This is a genomic window from Pseudarthrobacter sp. AG30 (assembly GCF_003116525.1).
Taxonomy (GTDB): Bacteria; Actinomycetota; Actinomycetes; order Actinomycetales; family Micrococcaceae; genus Arthrobacter.
Genome location: NZ_QEHL01000001.1, coordinates 335,643 through 350,832 on the forward strand (window position 1 = coordinate 335,643; position 15,190 = coordinate 350,832).

The window sequence follows — 15,190 nt, forward strand, 5'->3', positions numbered from 1 at the left end:
CCGGCCCCATCCTGCCGTTCCCGGCAGGATGACGGGACCCGCACGAGGGAGAGGAGGTGGCTTTGATGACTGCGACTGCCGCGCGCCGTGAGCGCCCCGCATCAACACCATCAACCATCCTTTCCCGTTGCACGCGCCGTTCCTGAGATTCCTGACCGGTACCTCGCGCCTGCTCCGGGAACCTTTCCGAGGACACCAACGTGCATATTCCTTCAGGCAACGCCCTGGACAACCCTGGCATCAACAACCCTTCAACGGCCGAGGGCCCTTTCGCCTACGGCTACACGCCCGCCGTCGCCCGCCATTTCGCCGCGCATCCCAACCCCGAGGCCACCGGCACCGGGCGGGTGGTGCGCGTGGACCGAACGCTGCTGCTGGTCGCCGTCGCCGACGGGCTGCTCCACCTGCCCTACCCGCTCACCGGCGACCAGCCCGTCACCGGTGACTGGGTCTGGATCGGCCCCAACCGCGCCGGCGGGCGCCAGATCCTGGCCATCCTGCCCCGCCGGTCCGAGCTCAGCCGCAAACGTGCCTTCGAGGACTCGTCCGCCGAGCAGGTCCTTGCCGCCAACATGGACACCGTTGGCGTGGTGGTGCCCGTGGACCGGCCGCTCACCCACAACCGGCTGGAACGGACCCTGGTGGCGGTATGGGACTCGGGCGCCACTCCCCTGGTGATCATCACCAAGGCTGACCTTGCGCAGGTGGCGGACGACGTCGTCGGGAAGGTGGTCCTTCAGGCGGCGGGCGTGGACGTGGTGACCACCTCTGCCGAGAACGGCGACGGCATCGACGAATTGATGGGCCGCATTCCGGCCGGAGGCACCATTGTGCTCCTGGGTCCGTCCGGAGCCGGCAAGTCCACCTTGATCAACGCCTTGGCGGGGCAGGAAGTCCAAGAGACCGGTGCGGTGAGGTCCGGCGATTTCAAGGGCAAGCACACCACCACCGCCCGCGAACTGGTGCCGCTGTCCAACGGCACGGTGCTGATGGACACACCCGGCGTGCGGGGTTTCGGGCTGTTCGACGCCGGCGAAGGCCTGGGCGGGATGTTCGGCGACGTGGAGGAACTGGCCGCAAGCTGCCGGTTTGCGGACTGCGCGCACGGAACTGAGCCCGGTTGCGCAGTCCGGGAAGCGATTGACGCGGGCGTCCTGGAGGAACGGCGCTGGAATTCGTACCTGAAGATGCAGCGTGAACTCGCAGCCCTGGCCCGCCGCTCCGACGTCGCCGCCCAGCGCGCTTACCACCGGGAGTGGCAGCAGAAGGTGGTCTCCGCGGGAAAGTCGCAGCGCTCCGCAGAGCGCGAGGCCTTCGAACGCGGCAGCCGGAACGCCGGGAAGGGCCGGAACCGGAAGCGGTAGCGGCCCCTTGCTCCGGCGCAGGGGGTGGGGGGTAGGGTGCGGTCATGGACATCATCCTGGTACCCGGATTCTGGTTGGACGCTTCATCCTGGGCGGAGGTGACACCTGCCCTGGAGGCAGCGGGCCACCGCCCCCACCCCCTGACCCTGCCCGGACTGGAATCGGTGGACTCCAGCCGGGCCGGAATAGGGCTGCAGGACCACATAGACGCCGTGGTCCAGGCCGTCGATGCCATCGGCGGCAAGGTGGTCCTGGTGGGGCATTCGGGAGGTGGCGCCATCATCCACGGGGCCGTTGACGCACCGCCGGACAAGGTGGAGCGCGCCATCTACGTGGACAGCGGCCCACTGGGCGAAGGGGGTGTGATCAATGACGAACTGCCCGCCGAGGGTGACGACATTCCCCTTCCGCCTTGGGAAAGCTTCGATGACGCCGACCTGGTGGACCTGGACGACGGGCTCCGCCGGGCCTTCCGCGCACACGCCATTCCCGAACCGCGGGGCGTGGCCTACGGCAGGCAGCACCTGCATGACGAGCGCCGCTACGCCGTGCCCGCCACTGTGATTGCGTGCGAGTTTCCCGCGGCCCTGCTCAGGGAGTGGATCGCGGCCGGCAGTCCGTTCGTCGCCGAGCTGGCGCGGGTCCACGACGTCGACTATGTCGACCTGCCCACCGGCCACTGGCCGCAATTCACCAAGCCGGCGGAACTGGCACGCGCCATCCTGGCGGCCGTTGACCGGTCAGGCATGGACTGAATCGGCGTAACCCTTGCGCACGACACATCCGCCTCTCCATAATAAATGAATGTCATTCATTTATTCGACCGCCGTTGGGGCCACCGCCGCCCCCAACCACGTTTCGCCCTCCGCCACCACCGGGATGCCCGCCGAGTGGGAGGCCCACCAGCGCACCTGGATGGCATTTCCGCCACCCAACGAAACCTTCGGTCCAACAGGCAGCCCGACCCTTGACCGCGCCCGCGCCGCGTGGACCAGGGTGGCACAGACCATTGCCAGGTACGAGCCGGTCACCGTGGTCGCCGATCCCCGGGACGCCACGGCCGCACGGGAATGGCTCGGCACGGGCATCGACATCGTGGAGGTCCCCCTCGATGACGCCTGGCTTCGGGACAGCGGACCCACCTTCGTACACCAACCGGACGGATCAGTGGCCGCCGTGGACTGGATCTTCAACGGTTGGGGCGCCCAGGAATGGGCAGCCTGGGGCAACGACGAAGCAGTGGCAAAGGCCGTCGCCGCCACAACCGGCGTCCCCGTCCGGACAAGTCCACTGGTGAACGAGGGCGGCGGATTCCACGTGGACGGTGAGGGGACAGTGTTGCTGACCGAGACCGTCCAGCTTGATCCCGGCCGCAACCCCGGCGCCACCAAGGACTCCGTGGAAGCGGAGGTTTCCGCGGCACTGGGGACCAGCAAGGCCATCTGGCTGCCGCGCGGACTCACGCGCGATTACGACGAATTCGGCACCCGCGGCCATGTGGACATCGTGGCAACCTTCGCTGGACCCGGCACCATCCTGCTTCACCGCCAAGACGACCCCGCACACCCGGATCACGCCGTCTATCTCCAACTGAAGGCGGTCCTGTCCGGCCAAATGGACGCCCAGGGCCGGCCGCTGCGCATTATCGACGTTCCCGCGCCCACAACCCTCAAGGACGACGAAGGTTGGGTGGACTGGTCCTACATCAACCACTACGTGGCTAACGACGTGGTGGTGCTGTGCAGCTTCGATGATCCCAACGACGCCATCGCCGCAGGCATCCTCGAGCGCGCGTACCCGGGCCGAACTGTGGAACTGGTGGACGCCCGCGACATCTTCGCCTTCGGCGGCGGCATTCACTGCATCACCCAGCAGCAGCCTGCCCCGAGGGAGGAGGCCGCGTGAAACTGGTCGAGGAGCAAAAGTCCGCGCCCGCAGCCCGCCCGTTCAACGTCGTCGAGGCCGGCATCAGCCGGCTGCGTGCGGCGCTCGAGTCCGGCGAGGTCACCAGCGAGGAGCTGGTGGAGCTGTACCTGGAGCGGATCCGAAAATATGACTCATCAGGCATATGTCTAAATGCCATGGTGGTCATGAACCCTGCGGCGGTGGCCGAGGCGCAGGCGTCCGATCGGCGCCGGGCGGCCGGCTTCACGCTGGGCCCGCTGGACGGCATCCCCTACACGGCCAAGGACAGTTACCAGGTCCGCGGCCTCACCGTGGCCGCCGGTTCCCCGGCGTTCAAGGACCTGGTGGCGCAGCGCGACGCCTTCACCATTGAACGGCTCCGGGCCGGCGGCGCAGTCCTGATCGGGCTTACCAACATGCCTCCCATGGCCAACGGCGGGATGCAGCGCGGGGTCTACGGCCGGGCAGAAAGCCCATACAACGCGGACTACCTCACGGCCGCCTTCGCGTCAGGTTCGTCCAACGGCTCCGGGACCGCCACCGCCGCCAGTTTCGCGGCGTTCGGCCTCGCGGAAGAGACCTGGTCCTCCGGTCGCGCCCCGGCGTCCAACAACGCCCTGTGTGCCTATACCCCCTCGCGCGGGGTCATTTCCGTCCGCGGAAACTGGCCCCTGGTGCCCACCATGGACGTGGTGGTTCCGCACGCCCGGACCATGGCCGACCTGCTCGAAGTCCTGGACGTCGTGGTGGCGGACGACGCCGAGGCACGCGGGGATTTCTGGCGCGTCCAGCCGTGGGTGCCGGTACCCAAGGCATCAAGTGTCCGCCCGCCGTCGTACGTTGAGCTGGCCGTGCCGGACGCTTCCGCAGCAGCCGGCGTCCTCGCGGGCAAGCGGCTGGGTATCCCCCGGATGTACATCAACGCCGATCCCGACGCCGGGACGTCGGACCATCCGGGCATCGGTGGTCCCACGGGGCAGCGGATCAATACCCGGAACTCGGTGCTGGACCTCTGGAACGCAGCCCGGCAGGACCTCGAGGCCGCAGGTGCGGAGGTCATCGAAGTGGACTTCCCCGTGGTGTCCAACTACGAAGGGGACCGGCCGGGCGCGCCCACCATCGCCACGCGGGGATTCGTGTCCCCGGAGTATCTGCGGCGGGAGATCGTGGACCTGTCAGCCTGGGCGTGGAATGACTTCCTTGATGCCAACGGTGATCCGCGGCTGAACCGCCTGTCTGACGTGGACGGCTCCGCCATCTTCCCAGCCCCTGAAGGTTCGCTGCCGGACCGCTACGACGGGTTCGATGACGACATCAGCGACTATCCCGCCTGGATCCGGGAGTACGGCGTTCCAGTCCTGGCCGATATTCCGCACCTGCCCGAAGGATTGGCGGGGCTGGAGGAAACCCGGCGCGTCGACCTGGAGGAATGGATGGACCGGCTGGGACTGGATGCCGTGGTGTTCCCGGCAGCTGCCGACGTTGCACCCGCCGATGCCGACAGCAACGAGGCTTCCGCAGACATCGCGTGGCGCAACGGCGTGTGGGTGGCCAACGGAAACCTGGTCCCCCGGCACCTGGGCATCCCCACGGTCACGGTCCCGATGGGAGTCGCGGCTGACCTTGCCATGCCCGTGGGCCTGACCATCGCCGGCAAAGCGTACAGCGACACGGACCTGCTCCGGCTGGCCGCGGCCTTCGAAACCACCGGCAGCCGCCGCGTCCCGCCGCCGCGCACCACGCAGGCAGGAGATACAGGGACCTCCTGACAGAGCACGCCCGCAGTGGCTATTCTGGTCGCAGTGACTTTCATGCATTCCCAGTGACCTCCCGCTGCCGGCAGTTCTTGTCCTTCCGTACGGGAACGGTGATTCCGTGCGCCCCTGATCGGAACCACCCCAGGGAGCCCCCATGGAACCCACCACCCCACGCCTCACACCTGACTGCACCCAGTGCTTTGCACTGTGTTGCACCGCCTTCGGATTCACCCGCTCCGCGGACTTTGCCATCGACAAGCCGCCAGCCACCCCGTGCCCCAACCTGGCAGGCGACTTCTCCTGCACCATCCACCGCAGCCTGCGCGCCCGCGGGTTCGCAGGCTGCACGGCGTTTGACTGCTTCGGCGCCGGCCAGGCCGTCAGCCAGCGGCTCTTCGGAGGGACCAGCTGGCGGGACGACCCCCGGTCGGCCAAGGACATGTTTGCCGCCTTCAAGGTCCTGCGGCAGCTCCACGAAATGCTCTGGCAACTGGACCGGGCGGAGTCGCTTGCTTACAGCCCGGAAACGGCACGGGAGGTGGGCCAGGTACACAGCCTCGTACAGGGAATCGCCGGTGGAAGCCTCGAAACGGTCCTTGCAGCCGACGTCGGGTCCCTCCATGAGAGTGTGGGCGCGGTTCTGCGGGAGGTCAGCGAGGAGGTCCGCGCAGGTTGCCGCGGCGCGGGGCAGCGCGGCCACGAGCCTCCCGGCGGGTATCGGACGGCCCGGACACTGGCGGGCCGCCGCCCGCACAGCGGAAGTGCCTTGACATCCCACTTTGTTAGCGCTGACAGTGGGATGACCCCAACACCAAGCGAAAGCCACTCAATGAAGAACTGGGCAGGAAACCTCCAATACTCCTCCGCTGATGTCCGGCGGCCGGAATCGGTCAGCGAACTGGCTGCCATCGTCGCCGGATCGACGCGGGTGAAGGCCTTGGGGTCACGGCACTCATTCAACAGCGTCGGCGACACGGACGGCATGCACGTCCTCCTCGATGCACTCCCCCAGCAGGTGGAGGTGGGTGCGGACCGTTCAACGGTCCGGGTCAGCGGCGGGGTGAGCTACGGTGCCCTGTGCCGGAAGCTGGAAGAGGCCGGCCTTGCCATCCACAACATGGCATCACTGCCGCACATCTCGGTAGCCGGCGCGGTGCAGACTGGCACCCACGGTTCCGGCGTCAACAACCCCGCACTGGCCGGCGCCGTGGAATCGATCGACATGGTTCGGGCCTCGGGCGAGCAGGTCACGCTGTCCCGGAAGGACGGGGACGATTTCCTGGCCAGCGTGGTGGGCATGGGTGCCCTCGGCATCGTCACCGGGCTGGAACTGGCGGTACGGCCAAGCTTCAGCATGCGCCAGCGCGTCCTGGAAGACCTTCCGTGGGATGCCGCGCTGGAGGACTTCACCGACATCGTGTCCAGCGCCTACAGCGTCAGCCTCTTTACGGACTATGCCGGTGACACCGTCAACCAGGTCTGGCTCAAAGCCCTTGCCGGGGAAGAGCCGCTGGCCAACCTGTATGGCGCCACACCGGCCCAGCGCCCGCGCCATCCACTGCCGGACATGTCTGCCGAGAACTGCACCCTCCAGCTGGACCAGCCCGGGCCCTGGCTGGACCGTCTGCCGCATTTCCGCCATGAATTCACGCCGAGCAACGGGGACGAGCTGCAAAGCGAGTTCATCCTGCCCATCGGGCAGGCCCCCGGGGCCCTCCAGGCGGTCCGGGCCCTCGCGGACGAGCTCGCACCCCTGCTCTTTGTCTCGGAGATCCGCACCGGCGCCGCCGATGAGTTTTGGCTCAGCCCGTTCTTCCGGCAGCCGAGCGTGGCCTTGCACTTTACCTGGAAGCCGATGCAACCCGAGGTGGAGGCTTTCCTTCCGGTCCTTGAAGAAGCCCTGCGGCCCTTCGGGGCGAGGCCGCACTGGGGAAAGCTGTTTTCCGCGGACGCTTACGACTGGGAGAAGCTCTATCCGCGCTTCGCAGACTTCCGGGCCTTCGCCGGCGGGCACGATCCGGAGGGCAAATTCCGGAATGGGCTGCTGGACGGCATCCTGGGGGTTCCCGCCCGCCGGTAGGCTGGAACCATGATCCGCCGCCACGCAGCCCTCACCGCCGTCCTGTCCGCAGCTTTATTGTTGACCGGATGCGGAGCGGCAGGGGACGCGGCCGGCAACGCGGCCAGCGCCGCCGCTTCCCAGGCCGCCTCCGCCGTTGCCCAGGAGGTCACCAAGCAGATCTGCGCCAGGGTCCAGGACGGACTTGTCAGCGTGGACGATAAGAAGGCGCTGGCAGGGTTGGTGTCCGCGGCCCGGGAGGCCGGGGTCCCGGCGGAAATCACGACGCCGCTCGGCGACGTGGCTGCATCCGGGGACCAGGTGCCGGCGGACTCGGTCAAAGCCCTCAAGGACGCCTGCCCGGCCTGACCAGCACGAGGGTTCCGCGGACGTTCGGCACGCTCCCCGCGTGTGATCAGTTCTGCCGGGGCTGGTCCCAGCCGCGCATGCCGCCGGCACGGCTGGCCTGGCCGCGGTGCCCCGTACGGTGTTCGGGCGGCGCGAAGGGGACCACTCCGGAGTCATGGCCCGGCGGGACCGCGTGGACGAACTTCGTCAGCTCCTCGCGGAGGGCTTTCCACGAAATATCGGAGTCGCGCGGGTAGGCGTTGACCTCCGCTTCCCGTGCGGCTTCGACCGCGGCACTGCCCGCATCCGTCAGTTCCACCTTTAGTTGCCGGCGGTCCGTGACCTGGCGGGTCCGGGTAATCAGGCCGGCGGCTTCGAGCCGCAGGAGGACCCGGCCCAGCGTCTGGCTCTGGACCCGGATTTCCTCGGCAAGTTGTTCCTGGTTCAGCGGACCCTCCGTCAACCCTTCCAGGGCAATGACGGCGGCACGGGTGAGGCCAAGGTGGGCCAGGGCATCGTCCTGGCGCCGCTGGATCAGGCGCGCCGCCAACGCGATCAGGCGGTAACTGCTCCGGGCATCAGGATCGAGGTTGCTGGTCATCGGGCCGCGGCCTTCCTGCAGGTGGCAAGGTGCTGGTCACCCCGCGTCGCTACCCTCCTACAATAAGCATGCTTAGCAACATATTCGCAAGTAGACTTATTATTTGGCCGCGACGGACCCGTGAATGATTATCTTTTGCCCTTTTTCCGCGATCCCCTGCCACGGCCCTTGTCCGGGTTGGGAGCATAGCGCTGGGCCACTTTCGGGGCTTTTTTGGTGCCGGTTCCCCGCCGGTCCGGTTTGGGATCCTTCTTTTCCTTGACCGGCTGGGCAGAGGGCTGCCGCGAACTGTGGGCAGTGCGCCCGCGGACGATGCCGATGAACTCTTCAAGGACCTCGTCCGTGGCGTCAACAGGCCAGGCCAGCCCGATTTCCGTCCCGTCCAACCCGGTCAGCCGCCGCGCCACCGTGTCTTTGACGTTGAGGTGGCGCGCCACCGGCATGGGGAGGATCACCAGCCCGGCGCCGGTGGCAACCACCTGGAGCGCCGCCTCCGGTCCACCCAATGAGGCCACATCCAGGATCGATTCCTCTTCCAGGTCGGCGAGCGCCACTTCCTCGAACACGGAGATCTCGTGGCCTTTGGGGGCCACCACCACGGGCTGCTCCTCATACAGCGGGATGACATTGAGGCCGGTCCGGTCCACCGGAAGCCGGACAAAGGCCATGTCCGCCCTGCCGTCGCGAAGCACCTCCAGCTGGTCGCCGTCGTCAACCATGGATGCGCGCAGCGGAATATCCTGCATCCGCTCCTCCCACCGGCGGATCCACTTACCGGGCGTCACTCCTGCCACGTAGGAGATGCGAAGCATCCGCGGCTCTGCGCCGGCAACGGCGTCCGGGGCGTCAGGGGCAGGGGTATTGTCGGCGGGCACGTCTTCACAGTACCCGCCGCCCGGATACCCTTGAAGCATGACCTCTGCAAACTCCCAGTCCATGAAGCCGGCCACCGTTGCCAAGAAACTTGGCATCTACCTGCCTGCTGCGCCGCAGGAGTTCCAGGATTCAACCATCACCCGCGAGGAATTCGCCGAGCTCCAGGCCAACCCGCCGGAGTGGCTCGCCGAGCTCCGCCGCAACGGCCCGCACCCCCGCCCGGTGGTGGCACAGAAGCTGAACGTGTCCATCAGCGGCCTTGCCCGCGGCGGCGTGGAGGAAGCGCTTACGACGGCGGAAATCACCGCCCTGCTGCAGGCACCGCCACAATGGCTGGTCACCGAGCGTTCCACGCACGCTGCCGTCCGCGCCGAGGCCCAGCGGGTCAAGGAAGAGGCGGCGAAAAAGCAGGCCAAGAAGGACCGCGCGAAGGCGGAGTAGCCCTCAGTCCTGGTGGATCTGGATGTAGTTGCCGCAGCCGTCGTCGAACACGGCACTGGTGCCGAAGGGATCCGTGGTGGGCGGCGTCTTGAAGCTGACGCCGGCCGCCGTCAGCCGTTCGAATTCGGCCTGGACGTCCGGGACGCCGAAGACGATGGCGGGCAGGCCCGCTTCGCGCACGGAGTTCATGTAGTCCGCGCCGATCGGGTTGTCGCTGGGCTCCAGGAGCAACCCCGTGGAACTGTCGTCCGCGCCGGGGTCCTTGATGATGTAGAGGTTGTACTCAGGCATGGCCATGAGCGTGTCAAAGCCCAGGGTCCCCGTGTAGAAGGCATGGGCCGCTGCGGGATCCTGGACATGGATGCTGCACATTTTGATACGCATGGGTCCACGCTACCCACCTCCCGATGCTTTGCAGTACCCCCTGTGGCCATTCCCTGACGCCATTGACGCGGTGCCCGGAAGACGATGCAATGGAATGACCAGCCCGGGCGTTCCGGCCGGGGCCTGCGGGCGCTGGAGGTGCACAATGTCAGCCATGGCCGAATTCCTGTTCCAGGGACTGCATCAAGGTGCGTGGGCGGTCCTGTTGTGTGGTCCGGTCCTGGTTGCCAGCGTGGCCGCCACAGTTTTTGCCGTAAGACGCCGGGCACTGGGACCCAAGGGCCGCGCCGCCGAGGTGCCGGACCAGCTGTTCTGGGACCTTTTCCTGGGCTCGTGCGTTGCACTTCCGGCGTTGATCATCCCTGCGATGGTGTCCCCCTGGTCCGGGCTTGTCATGGCGGGCGCGGCGGTGGCCGCGGGAATTGCCGCCCACCACGCCACCCCCCGGTACCTGGCCTGGCATGCGGGCCGCCGTGAGCACCGCCGGCAGCTCTCTGCCCATCAGGCGGCGACGGCTCGGCATGACGAGCTTTTGCTCCGCTGGCGCCGCTATGAGCTCGATCCGGCCAGCATGATCGACTACCCCGCCCTGACGGACGTGCGCCTGCCGGAGACCTCCGCCCTGATCAAGGCGATGCGCACGGCGGACCAGCTGCGCACTGCCGCGCACGCGACGTACCCGGACGCCGTCGGGAGCCTGGCGGCGACCCTGGCGGCGGCCGAACGGGCGGCCGGAATTCCATCCCGCCAGCCGGCCGACCAGGCCGGCTGAGGTTAACTGCTGTGTCGGGGGCGGTGGATCGGGCCGCCGCCCCGGCGATAGCATCCGAAGATGAAGCCTGAGGAAGTGCCCGTCCGTGACAAGTTCGGCCGGCTGTTGGAGGACCGTGGAGTCTGGCGCCAAGCCACTACCCTTGAGGCCGCCGGGGAACTGACGGCCCGGTGGCTGGAGGGCGGTAGTTCCTACCAGCCCGGACACTTTGCCCCGGGCTCCGACGACGAGACCAGGCCCATCGCCGGGGCCTTGGCAGAGCTGAACCGGCACGGCCTCTTCACCAAGGAATCCCAACCGGGCATCCGGGACGGTGCGGCGGCGCAACGCGAATACGTCACGGGCTTCTGCAGTGCGGCCACCGCTGGTGAACTGCTGGCGCTGTCCACCCGCACCGAACTGGTGACGGTGGCGCACGCGCCTGGCGAGGCCAGCAGCGCAGCCATCCCCGTGACCATCGCCGGATCGGAAGTGACCACGGTCCTCGGCTCCAGCGAAAACCCGGTGGAAGAGGAACAGATCCGGGACTGGGCCGTGGAAACCAACGATGCCCTGGCCCTGCTCCTCGCGGACTCCTGGTACGTGGAGATCCTGGATCCGCTGTGGGGCCGCAATGACGTGCTGCTGCCGGCAGTCCTGCAGGCGTTGAAAAGGGCGGAGCAGCCGTAGCCGCTCCGCCCCCTGGTTCTGCTAAAGCTCCACGGTTCCGCTCTCGCCAACACTCATCCGACTGTTGGTGACCTTAGACTTCACCCACTGCAGCACGGTGGCCGCAGTGCCACCCGGGCTGGTCCAGTACTCCGCGGAGTCCGATTCGACCCGGAGCAGGCACACTTCGGGGGTGTCCGGACCGTCGGGGAACCACGCCTCGACCACCTGGTTCCACATTTCGTGGATCTTGGCCCGGTCCGTGACCACCTCGGCGGTTCCGGCAACGGAAACCCATTCGGTGTTCTTGCCAAAGGCGACGTTGACGCGCGGATCTGCCCGGACGTGCGCCACCTGCGAGGTGCCCAGGCCGGTGAAGAACCACATATCGCCGTCGTCCATGACCTCCTGGACTGCCAGCGGCCGGCTGACGAGGGCGCCTTCTTCGTTGATGGTGGTGACCATCCCAATCTTGGCATCGTTGATGATCTCAGTAACCTTGCTGATGCTCTGCGCGTCAGTCATGCCTCACCTCGTTCGTCTGAAGTCGGGGACGCTCCCCGCCGCCAGCCTATTAGTAAGCATGCTTATTTACCAGCCGGCGGCAACCGGAACCTTCGCCACCTCGGCGATGCGCGCGGCGGTCAGGCGCCCCATGCGGACGGCACCGTCGACGTGCTGGTAGCCTTCCGCGGCCAGGTCGGACGAGGACCAGTAGATAGGACCCACGGGTGCCAGCTGGTCCTTGCCGTAACGATGCAGGCCGCCCAGGTCGTAGCTGGAAGCGTAGGCGCCCCGGGTCCACTCCTCCGAGCCCCAGTCGGACTCGTAGTAAACCTCCGGAGCCAGGGCTTCGTCGCCAAGGAAGCCGGCAATGGATTCCAGGATGGCCTTCTTCCGGGCGTCGGCGCTGAGCTCAAAGACGGCGTCCGCCTTCTCATCCGAGACGAAGCCCACCAGCGTGCCGCGGGAATCTCCGTAGTTGGTGTTGTCGTAGACCTCCTGCACCAAAGCATCCGCGCCAAAGCCGGTACCCGAAAGTCCCTTGTCCCGCCAGAAAGGAGTGGCGTAGACGGCGTGGACCTTGATGACCAGGCCCAGGGACTGGTGCTGGTGCATCTGGTGCTGGCGGCGCGGCAACGGCGGGTTGAACGAGACTCGGGAATAGAGGTTGGGCGGCACGGCCATGACCACAAACCGGGCGTTGACGGTAGCGCGGTCAGACTCGACGGCAGCCCGGTAGCCGCCGTCGGCATCCTGCTCCCAGTTGATGGTGCGCACCGGGGAGTCCAGGACGACGTCGTCGCCCAGTTCCTGCGCCTGAAGCAGCGAAACCTGTTGCATCCCGCCCACCACGCGCCGGTCGAGGATGAAGTCCTCGTCCGTCAGGTGGGTGAACGAGCCGGCGGAGGCGGCCATCAGGACCGCCTGCAGGGCGGAGAAGGCGTGGGCCGGCTTGGTGAGCATGCCGCCCGCGATGAAGAGGCCAATGTTCTTGCAGGCTTCCTCGTTGGCCGAGTGTTGCCGCAGCCAGTGATGGAAGGAAATGGTGTCCAGTTCGCGGGCCTTCGGGTGGGCCCACGGTTCCGTGGCGCCAATCTCGGCGGCCAGGCCGTCCAGGAGGGCCACCAGGCGGTCCATTTCGACGGCGGTGTCCGCGTCCACGGGGAAGGAGTCGCCGGTGTAGCGCACGGGGGTGCCGTCCGCGCCGATGTAGATGGACTCGCCGTCGCGGTAGCGCGGGTAGGTCTCCAGGTTCAGTTCCCGGAGGAGTTCCAGGAGGGCGGTCTGGTCCGGGGAAACCCACTGGCCGCCAATCTCGAGCATGGCGCCGTCCACGGTGTCCGTCCAGGTGCGGCCGCCCACGCGGTCGCGGGCCTCAAGTACGGCGACGGTGAGGCCGGCCTTCTTCAGTTCACGGGCGGCGGTGAGTCCGGACGGCCCGGCTCCAACGACCACGACGTCGCGGTTCAGGTTCAGCATGATGTCCTCTCTTCGGCTTCCCTAGTGATGGAAACCACTAAATGAATGGCATTCATTTAGTAGAACTATAACCGGTGGCATCCGGGAGCGGAAGTCCCGGATGGAATAATGCTGGAGACTACCGACGAAAGGGCAGGAATGCCGGCACTATCAGCCGCACAGGGACGCGCCGCCACCAGCGGGGGCGCGCAGAAGAGGCGGGCGGGCAGGCCGTCGGCGGCGGTCTTGGACAAAGCGGGGATTACCTCGGCCGCGCTGAAGCTGGTCAGCCGCAAAGGCTATGACGGGCTGACCATGGCCGCCCTCGCCAAGGTGTTGGACGTTGCGCCGTCCGCCCTCTACAACCACGTGGCGTCCAAGCACGACGTGCTGCTCCTGGTGGAGGACCATCTAATGTCCTTGGTGGATGTCTCCGGATTCGGCGGCAGCAGCTGGGAAGACGCCGTGCGCACCTGGGCCTGGAGCTACCGGGATGTCTTTGCAGAACACACCCCGCTGATTCCCGTCATCGCCGTCCTGCCTGTGACGGATGCCCCGCAGACCCTCGCCATGTACGAGACCGTCAGCAAGGGATTTTCGGACGCCGGTTTTCCCCAGGACCGGATCGTACCCTCCATCGTGGCACTGGAGTCCTTTATCTTCGGCTCCGCCTACGACGTCACGGCGCCCGAGGACATTTTCGACGCCGGTTCAATGGCGGAATCCACGCCCTATTTCACGGCGGCCGTGAGACATTCGGCATCAGGGCAGGAGGCCTCGGCCGGGCAGGAACGCGGCCGCCCGGCCGACACCGCCTTCCGCCTCGGACTCGAGGCGCTGATTGCAGGATTCGGCGCAATCAGGAAATAACGGGCAGTTGCGGACTCAGACTGTGTGATCCACCGTCACCACGATCTTGCCCCGGGTATGCCCCTCCATGTTGAGCCGGAATGCGTCCGCGGCCCGGGCCAGGGGAAACACCTCGGCAACCTCCACCCGCATCTTCCTTTCATCCACCAGGTCCGCCAGTTCCTGAAGCTGGGCGCCGACAGGGCTGACCCACATCCAGGTGCCGCCATGCTCTTCAACGTCACTGTCGGCGATCGAAGCAAGCCGTCCGCCTTCTGCAAGCACGTCGAGGGTGGCCGCCAGGTTGCCGCCGACAAAATCGGCAACCACGTCCACCCCGCCGGGCCGCAGGGACCGGACCCGGTCGGCAAGACCGTCACCATACGTGACGGGGTGCGCGCCCAGGGAGCGGAGGAAATCGTGGTTCTTTTCCGACGCCGTCGCAATGACTTCGGCGCCCAGCGCCACGGCAATCTGGATGCCCAGGGATCCCACGCCGCCGGCGCCGCCATGGATCAGTACGGTCTCGCCTGCGCTGAGGCCAAGGCGGTTCAGCACCTGGTAGGCAGTCAAGCCCGCCAGCGGAAGGCCTGCGGACCCGCTCCAGTCAAGGGCGGCGGGTTTCCGCGCCAAGAGCCTTTCGGGCAAGGCAATGTATTCGGCGAAGCTGCCGCCGTGGACGTAGTCCTTGCGCCCGTAGGCGATCACTTCGTCGCCGGGTTTGAACTGCCGGGAATCGATTCCCACCGACTCCACCACGCCTGCCACATCCCATCCCGGGATCGCCGGGAACTGCAGGTCCATGGCCGCATCCAGGTAACCCGCCATGATCTTCCAGTCCACCGGATTGACTGCAGCCGCCTTCACCTTGACCAGGACCATTCCCGGACCCACCTTCGGCATGGGCTGCTCGGTGAGCTCAAGGACATCGGGGCTGCCGTATTCGCTGTAGGTAATTGCTTTCATGCCTGGGTCAACAGCACCGCAGCCCGGCGCTATTCCTGCCGCGATCCCGGAGTGGTGAGTACAACAAAAGCCCAAACTTGTAATACAAGTTATCAACTTATATCCTAAAGAGGTGGGCGATGGAGCCCAGTCACGCCCCTAGGAGTATCAATGAGTACTGTCGATCTGATCCGGCACGTCAAGCTGTCCACCGCGCGCCTGCCGCTCACTGTTCCCATCAGCGACGCCAAAGTCTTCACCGGCCGGCAGAAGCCCATG

Annotated in this window: 16 protein-coding genes; 10 read left to right on the plus strand and 6 right to left on the minus strand. The window is 66.9% G+C overall.

The annotated features are described in order from the left end of the window. The first annotated feature begins 200 nt into the window (after window positions 1–200). From rsgA to DC347_RS01630, 6 genes are all read left to right on the plus strand, one after another. The gene (gene rsgA, locus DC347_RS01605; RefSeq protein ID WP_109044215.1) at window positions 201–1,364 is read left to right on the plus strand and encodes a ribosome small subunit-dependent GTPase A; all 1,164 of its coding nucleotides are present in this window, start codon (window positions 201–203) and stop codon (window positions 1,362–1,364) included. Between the two features lie 44 nt (window positions 1,365–1,408). Continuing rightward, window positions 1,409–2,119, plus strand: a complete 711-nt coding sequence (locus tag DC347_RS01610) for an alpha/beta fold hydrolase (protein WP_109044216.1) — start codon at window positions 1,409–1,411, stop codon at window positions 2,117–2,119. A 49-nt stretch (window positions 2,120–2,168) separates the two neighbouring features. Further along, window positions 2,169–3,269 carry an agmatine/peptidylarginine deiminase gene (locus tag DC347_RS01615; RefSeq protein ID WP_018763382.1) on the plus strand — a complete coding sequence of 367 codons (1,101 nt, stop codon included), beginning with the start codon at window positions 2,169–2,171 and terminating at the stop codon, window positions 3,267–3,269. After that, window positions 3,266–5,038, plus strand: a complete 1,773-nt coding sequence (locus DC347_RS01620; RefSeq protein ID WP_109044217.1) for an amidase — start codon at window positions 3,266–3,268, stop codon at window positions 5,036–5,038. Before DC347_RS01615 ends, DC347_RS01620 begins: the two co-directional genes overlap by 4 nt. Before the next feature lie 817 nt (window positions 5,039–5,855). Continuing rightward, window positions 5,856–7,106 (plus strand): D-arabinono-1,4-lactone oxidase, encoded by a 1,251-nt coding sequence (locus DC347_RS01625; protein WP_109044246.1) that lies wholly within the window; start codon window positions 5,856–5,858, stop codon window positions 7,104–7,106. Window positions 7,107–7,115: 9 nt separating this feature from the next. Continuing rightward, complete coding sequence (locus DC347_RS01630) at window positions 7,116–7,454, plus strand: hypothetical protein (protein WP_109044218.1); 339 nt, start codon at window positions 7,116–7,118, stop codon at window positions 7,452–7,454. Window positions 7,455–7,500: 46 nt separating this feature from the next. Here DC347_RS01630 and DC347_RS01635 read toward each other — a convergent pair whose 3' ends face one another. Then, on the minus strand, window positions 7,501–8,034 hold the full coding sequence (locus DC347_RS01635) for a MarR family winged helix-turn-helix transcriptional regulator (protein WP_109044219.1): 534 nt from the start codon (window positions 8,032–8,034) through the stop codon (window positions 7,501–7,503). A 128-nt stretch (window positions 8,035–8,162) separates the two neighbouring features. Next, entirely contained in the window at window positions 8,163–8,984 is an 822-nt protein-coding gene (locus DC347_RS01640) for a LysR substrate-binding domain-containing protein (protein ID WP_206073865.1), read from the minus strand. Between DC347_RS01640 and DC347_RS01645 the strand changes: the two genes are divergently transcribed. Further along, window positions 8,947–9,351 (plus strand): DUF5997 family protein, encoded by a 405-nt coding sequence (locus DC347_RS01645; RefSeq protein WP_026265045.1) that lies wholly within the window; start codon window positions 8,947–8,949, stop codon window positions 9,349–9,351. The two genes, DC347_RS01640 and DC347_RS01645, sit on opposite strands and share 38 nt — an antisense overlap. A 3-nt stretch (window positions 9,352–9,354) precedes the next feature. Here the strand turns inward: DC347_RS01645 and DC347_RS01650 are convergent, their stop codons facing one another. After that, window positions 9,355–9,735 (minus strand): VOC family protein, encoded by a 381-nt coding sequence (locus DC347_RS01650; protein WP_109044220.1) that lies wholly within the window; start codon window positions 9,733–9,735, stop codon window positions 9,355–9,357. 154 nt (window positions 9,736–9,889) lie between these two features. Here DC347_RS01650 and DC347_RS01655 point away from each other — a divergent pair, with 154 nt between their 5' ends. After that, window positions 9,890–10,507: a hypothetical protein gene (locus DC347_RS01655; RefSeq protein WP_240617664.1), complete on the plus strand. Its 618-nt coding sequence runs from the start codon at window positions 9,890–9,892 to the stop codon at window positions 10,505–10,507. Between the two features lie 60 nt (window positions 10,508–10,567). Next, window positions 10,568–11,176, plus strand: a complete 609-nt coding sequence (locus DC347_RS01660) for a hypothetical protein (protein WP_018763392.1) — start codon at window positions 10,568–10,570, stop codon at window positions 11,174–11,176. Between the two features lie 21 nt (window positions 11,177–11,197). Here the strand turns inward: DC347_RS01660 and DC347_RS01665 are convergent, their stop codons facing one another. Next, a complete protein-coding gene (locus DC347_RS01665; protein WP_018763393.1) occupies window positions 11,198–11,680 on the minus strand; it encodes a pyridoxamine 5'-phosphate oxidase family protein in 483 nt (160 codons plus the stop codon). A gap of 66 nt (window positions 11,681–11,746) precedes the next feature. After that, complete coding sequence (locus tag DC347_RS01670; RefSeq protein ID WP_109044222.1) at window positions 11,747–13,138, minus strand: NAD(P)/FAD-dependent oxidoreductase; 1,392 nt, start codon at window positions 13,136–13,138, stop codon at window positions 11,747–11,749. Window positions 13,139–13,276: 138 nt separating this feature from the next. Between DC347_RS01670 and DC347_RS01675 the strand changes: the two genes are divergently transcribed. Continuing rightward, on the plus strand, window positions 13,277–13,987 hold the full coding sequence (locus tag DC347_RS01675) for a TetR/AcrR family transcriptional regulator C-terminal domain-containing protein (protein WP_231369923.1): 711 nt from the start codon (window positions 13,277–13,279) through the stop codon (window positions 13,985–13,987). A gap of 15 nt (window positions 13,988–14,002) precedes the next feature. Here DC347_RS01675 and DC347_RS01680 read toward each other — a convergent pair whose 3' ends face one another. Continuing rightward, window positions 14,003–14,932: an NADP-dependent oxidoreductase gene (locus DC347_RS01680; protein ID WP_109044223.1), complete on the minus strand. Its 930-nt coding sequence runs from the start codon at window positions 14,930–14,932 to the stop codon at window positions 14,003–14,005. Window positions 14,933–15,190: the final 258 nt, after the last annotated feature.